10 protein-coding genes are annotated in these 8,310 nt (G+C 70.0%); 5 read left to right on the top strand and 5 right to left on the bottom strand.

Features of this window, described 5'->3' with window-relative positions:
* Positions 1-152: 152 nt before the first annotated feature.
* The 5 genes from ACFC0D_RS08410 to ACFC0D_RS08390 are packed head-to-tail and all read right to left on the bottom strand — an operon-like array spanning position 153 to position 4,575.
* Entirely contained in the window at positions 153-1,574 is a 1,422-nt protein-coding gene (locus ACFC0D_RS08410; protein WP_376432450.1) for a cytochrome P450, read from the bottom strand.
* Positions 1,571-2,191: an ATP/GTP-binding protein gene (locus ACFC0D_RS08405; protein WP_376432448.1), complete on the bottom strand. Its 621-nt coding sequence runs from the start codon at positions 2,189-2,191 to the stop codon at positions 1,571-1,573. The genes ACFC0D_RS08410 and ACFC0D_RS08405 overlap by 4 nt, the downstream gene beginning before the upstream one ends.
* Complete coding sequence (locus ACFC0D_RS08400) at positions 2,172-2,528, bottom strand: DUF742 domain-containing protein (RefSeq protein WP_376432446.1); 357 nt, start codon at positions 2,526-2,528, stop codon at positions 2,172-2,174. The genes ACFC0D_RS08405 and ACFC0D_RS08400 overlap by 20 nt, the downstream gene beginning before the upstream one ends.
* Entirely contained in the window at positions 2,525-2,914 is a 390-nt protein-coding gene (locus ACFC0D_RS08395) for a roadblock/LC7 domain-containing protein (protein WP_329112770.1), read from the bottom strand. Before ACFC0D_RS08395 ends, ACFC0D_RS08400 begins: the two co-directional genes overlap by 4 nt.
* Positions 2,915-2,934: 20 nt before the next feature.
* Positions 2,935-4,575 carry a sensor histidine kinase gene (locus ACFC0D_RS08390; RefSeq protein WP_376432442.1) on the bottom strand — a complete coding sequence of 547 codons (1,641 nt, stop codon included), beginning with the start codon at positions 4,573-4,575 and terminating at the stop codon, positions 2,935-2,937.
* Positions 4,576-5,363: 788 nt separating this feature from the next.
* Between ACFC0D_RS08390 and ACFC0D_RS08385 the strand changes: the two genes are divergently transcribed.
* From ACFC0D_RS08385 to ACFC0D_RS08365, 5 genes are all read left to right on the top strand, one after another.
* Positions 5,364-6,341 carry a hypothetical protein gene (locus ACFC0D_RS08385; RefSeq protein ID WP_376432440.1) on the top strand — a complete coding sequence of 326 codons (978 nt, stop codon included), beginning with the start codon at positions 5,364-5,366 and terminating at the stop codon, positions 6,339-6,341.
* A 30-nt stretch (positions 6,342-6,371) separates the two neighbouring features.
* Positions 6,372-6,560 (top strand): hypothetical protein, encoded by a 189-nt coding sequence (locus tag ACFC0D_RS08380; protein ID WP_376432438.1) that lies wholly within the window; start codon positions 6,372-6,374, stop codon positions 6,558-6,560.
* Positions 6,561-6,601: 41 nt separating this feature from the next.
* Positions 6,602-6,814 (top strand): hypothetical protein, encoded by a 213-nt coding sequence (locus ACFC0D_RS08375; RefSeq protein ID WP_376432436.1) that lies wholly within the window; start codon positions 6,602-6,604, stop codon positions 6,812-6,814.
* A 70-nt stretch (positions 6,815-6,884) separates the two neighbouring features.
* Positions 6,885-7,742: a S8 family serine peptidase gene (locus ACFC0D_RS08370; protein ID WP_376432434.1), complete on the top strand. Its 858-nt coding sequence runs from the start codon at positions 6,885-6,887 to the stop codon at positions 7,740-7,742.
* Between the two features lie 205 nt (positions 7,743-7,947).
* A complete protein-coding gene (locus tag ACFC0D_RS08365; protein ID WP_376432432.1) occupies positions 7,948-8,124 on the top strand; it encodes a hypothetical protein in 177 nt (58 codons plus the stop codon).
* Positions 8,125-8,310 lie beyond the last annotated feature (186 nt).

Here is an 8,310-nt window from a genome sequence, read left to right as displayed (position 1 = left end):
GCTTTCGGCCCCCCCAAAAAGGTCTTCCCGCCGACCCGGGGCCCTGCGTTGGGCCCCGGGGGCCCCGGGCCCCCCCCGGGGGGGGGGGGGCCCACGGGGGGGGTCCGCCCGCCCCTCGGCTGTGGGCTCGATCCCGATACGACCGACGAGGCCTATCGCAGCCGCAGCAACCGCCTCAGCCGCTGGCGCCACGAGACGCGGGGTTCGAGTACCGGCAAGCGGGGTGCCATCTGCATGCCGACGGTCGGCGCGGGCGGGGCCGGCAGCGGTGCCGGCAGATCGCGGGCTTCCCGGGCGCGGGAGGCGAACTTCACGGGCAGAGCCGTCAGATGCCGGGCCCAGGTGGAGGAACGCCAGCTGAGCTCCGACTCGGCGATGGCCAGGCTGATGTCCGGAAGCCGGGTGAGCAGGATGTCGATGCCGGTGTCGGCGATGACACGACCGATGTCCTGGCCGGGGCACTCATGGGCGCCGGCGCTGAACGACAGATGCGCGCGGTTGTGGTGCACGCGGGTCGAGGGGTCCTGGCGGACGGCCTGATCGACGTTGCCGGCGGCCAGGCCGAGCAGGAGCATGTCTCCCGCCTTGATCTCCTGACCTCCGAGCGAGGTGTCACCGGTGGCCCAGCGGCCCGGACACACCATCAACGGCGGCTCGTCCCACAGGACTTGCTCCACCGCTTCGGGCAGGGTCATCTGTCCGCCCGCCAACGACCCTCGGAACCGCGGGTCGGTGACCGTCATCCGCAGCACGTTGGCCATGAGATTGGCGGTCGTCTCATAGCCCGCGAGCAGGATGAGGCGCAGGTGGTGCTGCACCTCCTCGTCGGTGAGGCCGGCAGGGTGGGCCATCAGCACGGAAGCGATGTCCTGCCCGGGCAGCTCGCGCTTGGCGGCGACGAGCTGCTTGAGCGTCTCCAGCACATAGGCGTTACTGGCGAGCGACGTCTCGGTGGCCTTGAAGAGGTCACGGGCCGCATGGACGAGCTTGGGGCCGTCCTCGTCCGGCATGCCGAGCAGATGGGTGAGGACGAGCATGGGGAGGGGTTCGGTGAACTGACCCACCAGCTCCGTCCTGCCGCTCTCGCAGAAGTCGTCGATCAGCTGGTGCGCGAAGCGGGTGATGTGGCGGCGGATGCCGCGTTGGTCGAACTGGTTGAGGCTGGCCGTGACGGCGCCACGCAGACGCTGGTGCTCTTCGCCGTCCGCGCACACGCAGTCGGGACGCCAGCCGATCATCGGCACGAGCGGTGAGGTCTCGGGGTCGATCTCGCCGCTCTTCCAGCCGTGCCAGGTACGGGGGTCACGGGAGAACTGGGTGGAGCGGGTGGCCACATCACGGTTCTCGAGGTATCCGAGAACGAGCCAGGCGCGTACGTCTCCTTCGAGGAGGACGGGCGCCACCGGACCGTGGGTGGCACGCAACTTCTCGTACAGGCCCATGGGGTCGGTTTCGGCGGCGGCGCCATGGAGTCGGGTCACTCCCTCGGCGCCCGTGGCGGTGTGGGCCGGGCAGCCCGGGGGCGGGACGAGCCCCGATTCTGTCGTGGTGCGGTCGGTGGGCGGGACAGTCATGCGGACTCCTGAGCGGCGGCGAGGGTGCACAGGTAGCCCATCAGCGAGAGCAGGGCGTCGCGGCAGGACGACCGGTCGCGCGCGTCACAGGTGACGATGGGCACTGATTCGTTGAGGTCCAGAGCAGTCCGCAGCGCTGCTATCGGATGCTGTGGGGCCTCGGGGAAGGTGTTGACGGCCACGACGAAGGGGACGCGGCGGTCTTCCAGACGGGTGATGATCTCGAAGCAGACTTCGATCCTCCGGGTGTCGACGAGGACCACGGCGCCGAGAGCGCCTTCGAAGATGCCGTTCCACAGGAACCAGAAGCGCTCCTGCCCCGGCGTCCCGAAGAGATAGAGGATCAGCTCCTCGTTGATGCTGATACGGCCGAAGTCCATGGCGACGGTGGTGGTGCTCTTGCCCTCCGCGCCGGGGTTGTGGTCGATCCCGACGCCGGCCTGCGTCATGGTTTCTTCGGTGGTCAGAGGCGAGATCTCGCTCACCGCCCCGACCATGGTCGTCTTGCCGACGCCGAAGCCGCCGACGATCACGACCTTGACTCCCCTGGCGCCGTGCGGCAGCAGCACGTCGGTGCCGCGCGGGCCGGCGGCGGGGTCAGAGATTACGTAGTCCATGGATCACCGCCTCCAGAAGGCCGAGTTCGGGGACCGAAGCGACGGGAACAGGAGCGATGGCCTCGACTCGCCCGTCCTCGACGAGCTTGGAGAGCAGCGCCGTGAGGACACTGAACGGAAGACTGAGATACGCGGATATCTCTGCCACCGACAGCGGGTACTGGCACATGCTGAGGATCGCGGCCTGCTCGGGCTGCATCGCGGGTTCGGGTGCCGACCTCGATGTGATGAGGGTGACCAGGTTGAAGGCCTTTGCCGAGGAACCCGGGCCACCGGAGATGACGTACAGCGGTACGGGACTGCCTTCATCCCATGTGTCCTGGTGCTCTGACGTCACATCGCCTGCCCGACGTCATCCCGCGGCGGACTGGTCATGTGCTGGCCGATCCGGACCACGAGCGTGCGCATACGGTCGCCGAGCAACCCCGCGTCCACTTCCTCGTCGGCCAGCACCGCGAGGTAGGCTCCGGGTCCGGCCGCCATCAGGGAGAAGTAGCCGCCGTCGACCTCGATGCCGACCATGCGCGTCGAGCCGTCCCCGTGCGGGAACTTCTGCGCGATGGCCTTCGCCAGGCTCTGCATGCCCGAGCACGCGGCGGCGATGGCGTCAGCGGTGTCGGTCTCCGTGTTCGCTTGACCGATGCACAAACCGTCCGACGACAGCGCGACCACGTGTCGCACATACGGAACGCTGGCCGCAAGCTCCTTGAGCATCCAGTCCATGTTTGGCAGTGGCGTCACGGTTACTCATCCTCATCTGATGGCTCGCTGGTTTGACTGGACTGGTCGGTACCCGGTCTCTTCTCCCCGCTGAACGCCTCCCACATCAGGCCCGGCTGCCGGGCGGCGCCGGTCGCTCCGGGGGACGCGGCCGGAGCAGTGGGGGGCTGGGGCGCCGTGCGGACGACCGGCGTCGGGACGGGCGATTCCCGTCGCCGCTGCGGCAGCCCGTTGACGGTCTGTCTGACCTCGACGGAATCTGCTGCGGCATCGCGCGTCATCGCCGGCCTCGGCACGATCGGTGCGCCCAGGTGCTTCGGCGCGAACGGTTGGATCTTCTGGGCAGGTTGCTGAACCGTGGTGATCATGCTCCGCGGAACGAGCACCACGGCCCGCACTCCGCCATAGGCGGAGGTGCGCAGATCGACATCAAGGCCGTTCTCGCGGGCCAGCCGGCTGACGACGGGCAGGCCGAGCTGCGTCGCCTCGCCCAGGTCGGCCAGATCGAGGCCGGATGCCGCCCGCGCCATGATGCGGTCGATGCGCTGCCGCACCTCTTCGGTGAGCCCGACCCCACGGTCCTCGATCTCGATGGCGATACCGGAAGGCACCTCGCTCGCGCTGACCTCGACCGGGGTGTGCGGCGGCGAGAAGGTCGTGGCGTTGTCGAGCAACTCGGCGAGCACATGGATCAGCGGCTCGGCGCCCTGGCCGATCACGGCCACTTCCGTCACCGACTGCAGCTTCACGCGGGGATAGTCCACGATGCGTGACATGGCCCCTCGTACGACGTCGTAGAGAGGGATCGCCTTTGACCACTGCCGCCCGGGCCGGGCGTCACCCAGTACCGCGACACTGGCCGCGAGGCGCCCGATCAGGGCGTTGCGATGGTCGATGGCCTGCAGACCGTGGGAGACCACGAGATCCGTGCCGTGGAGGATCTGCATGTCGCGGAGGTCCTTGGCGAGCTGATGCACGATCGCCTGGACCCTTCGCGCGATCGCCACCAGTGCCCGCTGGGAGGAGTCCCGGGTGTGTTCCTCGGCCTCCACCGCCTCCAGGAGCGTCCGCAGAGCCTGCCGGAGCGCATCGGCGAACTCGCTGTCGAGATGTTCCCCGAGCGAGACGGACTGCAGGATCTCGGAAGCCGGGTCGCCCTTCTGCATCCGGGCGACGGCCGCGGGGAGGAGCTCTTCCGCGAGCCATACCGTGGTGGCCCGCTGATCGGCCAGGCGCCCGAGCAGCGCGGCCTCGCGTTGCGCGTAGTACTGCTGGACCTCGGCACTCGCCCGCGCGTGGCGGGCCTCCTCCGCCTTGCGCGCCCGGCGCGCCGTCTCAGCCGAGATGATGGCCGTCAGGACGACGGCGACGAGGCCGCACCAGGCAACCGGCGTGCGTATCTGCGCGGAAACGAAGATCAGCGCTATGCCGCAGGCCCCGGCCAGAACACCGGGGGGGACTAGCCATGCCGGAGCCGCTGCGCGCCGCAGGCCTCCAGGCGTTGAACCTGTACGAACCATCGAGGGGTCCCTAAACAGTCTGGAATGAGTGGACTGGGGGTGATGCGACACGCCGACAGGAGCGGTCGGGACTTCGCCATGCCACGCGCGGGTGTTCTGATGGGTGCCCCCGACAGGTCGGTTCGAGATCGCATCGGTGGTCACGCCTCCCTGCGGCCAGGCTTCCGTCCACGCGCGACACAGCGTTCGGTGACTCGCTGTGAGCGCAGCGCAACACGCAGGGGAGAATAGTCAGTTCGGGTACGCCATGTGACCTTGCTGGAACGAGAACCTCCGCACTGACCGACCTCGACCCAAATTGATCGACCCTTGCCATGACGCGCACTACAAACGCATGGAATCGACCGCATCCAGCAGCAATGCCACGGCGGTCAACAGCCGCTCCATTGGCGCCCGTTCAGGCGATGAAGGCCCCCTCTCATTGACGCGCTGCGGGTCGGCCGGCACCGGCGCGCCACAGGGCGGCGGCGTCCAGGCTGATCGGAGTGCGGCCGGAGCACCCCTGGAGGAAAATGGGGAGGGGTGGGAGCGCGCCGTGTGGCGTCCGCCGAGTGGTTCAACCCCGGGATGTGAGCAGGATGGTTGACAGTGCAACGAGCGGTCGGGGTGCGGCTCGGAAGCGAGCGGCACGCGACTCCCGTGGCACCCGCCGCCACGACAGGACTCGCCATCAGGTACGCATTCCCGGCTTCGCGCGTGAGGGTACGGAGATCGGGCTGGGCGACGCCGTCGCCCGGGTGACCACGGCGGTGGGGATCCGGCCCTGCGGCGGCTGTGGCCGCAGGGCCGAGGCGCTGAACCGGTGGATGACGATCGGCGGCGGGCGGGACCTCTGAAGCACTGTGCAGGGCGCCCGCACGACAGGGCGCCAGGGGCGGCATCGGCCGCCCCTCGGTCTGACGGCCCGACAGAGTGTGCGTGAGGAGTGACTGATGGACCCCGAGATCACTGAGACCGTCACGGCCACGAGCCCCGCGCCGGAAGCCGAGGTACGTCCCGCTCCCCCAACTCCCGCCGCCCCCGCGCTCGCCCCCGAGAACCTCCACGCCGCTCTCGCCACCGAGCCGACCGTCACCCAGGCCGGATGCGGTTGCACAGCCGCCTCCCCCGACGCCGGAAGCGGCACCGGCGACCGCGCCCACGGCTACGTCTACGTGCTGGGCCGCGTCCACGCCGTCTTCCCCGACATCTCCGTCCAGCACGAGTTCTTCCACATCGCGGGCGCCGACGGCAAGACCGACAGCACCGACGCCGACGCGATGTACCGCGTCCTCTCCGCACCGGAGAACCGCTACATCGCCCGGCAGATGTGCTTCGTCCTCTCCGTCCAGGGCGTCGACACCTACATCCTGGAGCCGACCGACCCGGCCGGTCTGGACGACCTCGTGGAGGCCCTTCGCCCGGTCCCCGACAGGCGCGATCTCTCCGTGGTCGTCGGCCATCTCGGCCCGATCGCTCCCCCGGGCGCCTGCCAAGGTCTCTCCGTCCCCGTCGTCGGCGTCGAGAAGATCTGGGCCTTCGACAGCAAGGAGCTGATCCGGGCGATCGAGCGCCCCGACGGCACCTCCCGCAAGGAGTTCGAGAAAGGCGCCGGAGCGCTGCTCGACCAGTTGCTGCAGCTCAGCGACAACACGGGCACCGACCCGGCCGGCCGGGCCCTCAACTACCTGACGGTGAGGTCCCAGGCGATCTACAAGGAGTCCAACGAGAAGCGCGACGAGGGGTACGTCCTCTCCGCGGTGGAAGCCTCTCCGTCCCGGCTCAGCACCGGGTCACAGACCGTCGTCACGGTCGTCTTCTCGTACACCCACCGCCAGACCAATGTCGTCGAGAAGTGTTTCGTCCGCGTCGGTCTCGCCGGGCTGTTCCCCTTCCTGGTCTCCCCGTTCCAGGACTACTACGACCGGTAACCGACGAGAGAGAGAAGGAGACGAACGGCCATGCGTATCCCTGGATTCGCCGTCGAGCCGCCGGCACGCGGCGTGCCCACCGGTGACCTGCTCCACCCTCAGTTCATCACCTGCGAGGAGGAGCTGCGCCCGGTCTGCCGCCACAAGTGCAAGGGCGCACCCCACTACAGTCAGTGCGTGCAGCGTTGCGTGGACAGGTTGTGCTCGGAAACGTGGTGACCGCCCGGCAGCCGCTACCCAAGGAGAAGGGGTGACGTCCGATGCGCATCCCCGGATTCGAGCGCGAACTCGAGAGCGCGCGCCCCGTCCCGGAAACGCGGGGCGACGTCTCGGGACCACAGGGCGACCGGTTCTTCCCGCAGCTGGAGTCGTACTGCACGATGGAATGCCGTGCCGACTGCAACAACAACCACCCGTGGGGCTCGCCCGAGTGGTTCGAGTGCTTCGACCAGTGCATGGAGACATGCCGTTGACCTGGGCGAAGGGCCTCTGATCCCGTAGGCCGCTCGCGCACCCCGGTGGGCAGGGGAGAGAGGGGTGCCCATGGACCCCTTGGACCTGGTCGGTCTCAAGCCGCTCATGGCGCACACCTCCGGCCGGTCGTCGGTCGTGGTCGGTCTGATCGACGGCCGCGTCGCCCTGGACCACCCCGCGTTCGCGGGCCGCCCGGTCCGGGAACTGCGCCCGCCCGCCGGTGCGGGAGCCTGCCGCGGCGCCGACGTGTGCTGCGCACACGGCACGGCCGTCGCCGGGATCATCGCCGGGAGCGGCGGCGTCTGCCCCGGCTGCACCCTGCTCTCCAGGCCCCTCTTCGCGGATCGGCCCACCGACGGCGGCCCGGCGACCTGCCTGTCGGGCGTACGGACGGGAGAGCTGGCCGAGGCGATCACGGAGACCGTCGACGCGGGGGCCCATGTCCTGAACCTCAGCATGGCTCAGCCCGCACCCTCCGGTGTCCGCGACCACGCCCTGGAGGCGGCCCTCGACCACGCGGCCGACCGGGGCGTGATCGTCGTGGTCTCCGCCGGGAACCAGGGCAGGGTGGGCTCCTCCGTACTCACCGACCATCCGTGGGTCATCCCGGTCACCGCGTACGACCGCGCCGGGCACCCCATGCCTCAGTCCAACCGGGGCGTGTCCATCGGCCGCCACGGGGTCGGCGCCCCCGGCGACCGCATCCCGGGGCTCGGACTCGACGGCCGCCTCCTGGTCCTGAGTGGTACGAGCGCCGCCGCGCCCTTCGTCACGGGTACGGTCGCGCTCCTGCGCTCGGCCTTCCCGGAGGCCGGCCCGGCGGCCGTACGGTACGCGGTCACCCACGGACCGGGCCGACGGCGCTCGGTGACCCCGCCGCTCCTCGACGCCTGGGCCGCGTGCACGGCGCTCCGGGACCTGTCGTAACGCGGACCGCGCCGTCCCGCGATCGGTGATCCTCGTGCGTCACGGGCGCGGGGGCCCGTGTCACCTCCGGGCCCGCGCACTCGAACTCCCTTGTTACCGAAGGGGAACCTCAGATCTTGCGCAAAGAACCTGGGGACGTGTTGCCCGTGCCGGTTTCGATTGCGAGGGTTCTGTCATTCCCTCGTCCGAGGCCATCGGAGGCTTCATGCCCATCCGCCGTTCCCTGCTCGCCGCCCCGGCCGCTGCCGCGCTCGCGCTCCCGCTGCTCGTGTCGACAGCCGCCGGTGGCCCCACTCGGTCGCCGGATCGCCGGATCGCTGCCGGAACGTCGACGCCCCGGAGCCGTCGCGCCGGCCGGGTGACACTGCGCCAGTACTGCTGAGCCGGTGCTGCTGAACCATTGAGCCATCGAGCGGTCCCGCTCCCCTCACGGGGCCGCTCCCCCGGCCGCCTCCTCCTCCCCGGCGGCCGGGCCCGAGACCAGGACCGCGGGGCGTTGCCGCCCCGCGGTCCTGGCGCGTCCGGCGTCCGGTTCGGCCCGACGCGGCGCGGGGAGGGAGTCACCGCC

This window comes from Streptomyces sp. NPDC056222, assembly GCF_042264065.1.
Lineage (GTDB): Bacteria > Actinomycetota > Actinomycetes > Streptomycetales > Streptomycetaceae > Streptomyces.
Note: the sequence above shows the minus strand (reverse complement) of the source record. Positions and strands in the feature narration are given on the sequence as shown.

Bases quoted from the DNA above. Each gene is read 5' to 3' on its own strand.
- ACFC0D_RS08410 (WP_376432450.1), bottom strand. From the start codon at position 1,574: ATGACTGTCCCGCCCACCGACCGCACCACGACAGAATCGGGGCTCGTC.
- ACFC0D_RS08405 (WP_376432448.1), bottom strand. From the start codon at position 2,191: ATGGACTACGTAATCTCTGACCCCGCCGCCGGCCCGCGCGGCACCGAC.
- ACFC0D_RS08395 (WP_329112770.1), bottom strand. From the start codon at position 2,914: ATGGACTGGATGCTCAAGGAGCTTGCGGCCAGCGTTCCGTATGTGCGA.
- ACFC0D_RS08385 (WP_376432440.1), top strand. From the start codon at position 5,364: ATGGACCCCGAGATCACTGAGACCGTCACGGCCACGAGCCCCGCGCCG.
- ACFC0D_RS08380 (WP_376432438.1), top strand. From the start codon at position 6,372: ATGCGTATCCCTGGATTCGCCGTCGAGCCGCCGGCACGCGGCGTGCCC.
- ACFC0D_RS08375 (WP_376432436.1), top strand. From the start codon at position 6,602: ATGCGCATCCCCGGATTCGAGCGCGAACTCGAGAGCGCGCGCCCCGTC.
- ACFC0D_RS08370 (WP_376432434.1), top strand. From the start codon at position 6,885: ATGGACCCCTTGGACCTGGTCGGTCTCAAGCCGCTCATGGCGCACACC.
- ACFC0D_RS08365 (WP_376432432.1), top strand. From the start codon at position 7,948: ATGCCCATCCGCCGTTCCCTGCTCGCCGCCCCGGCCGCTGCCGCGCTC.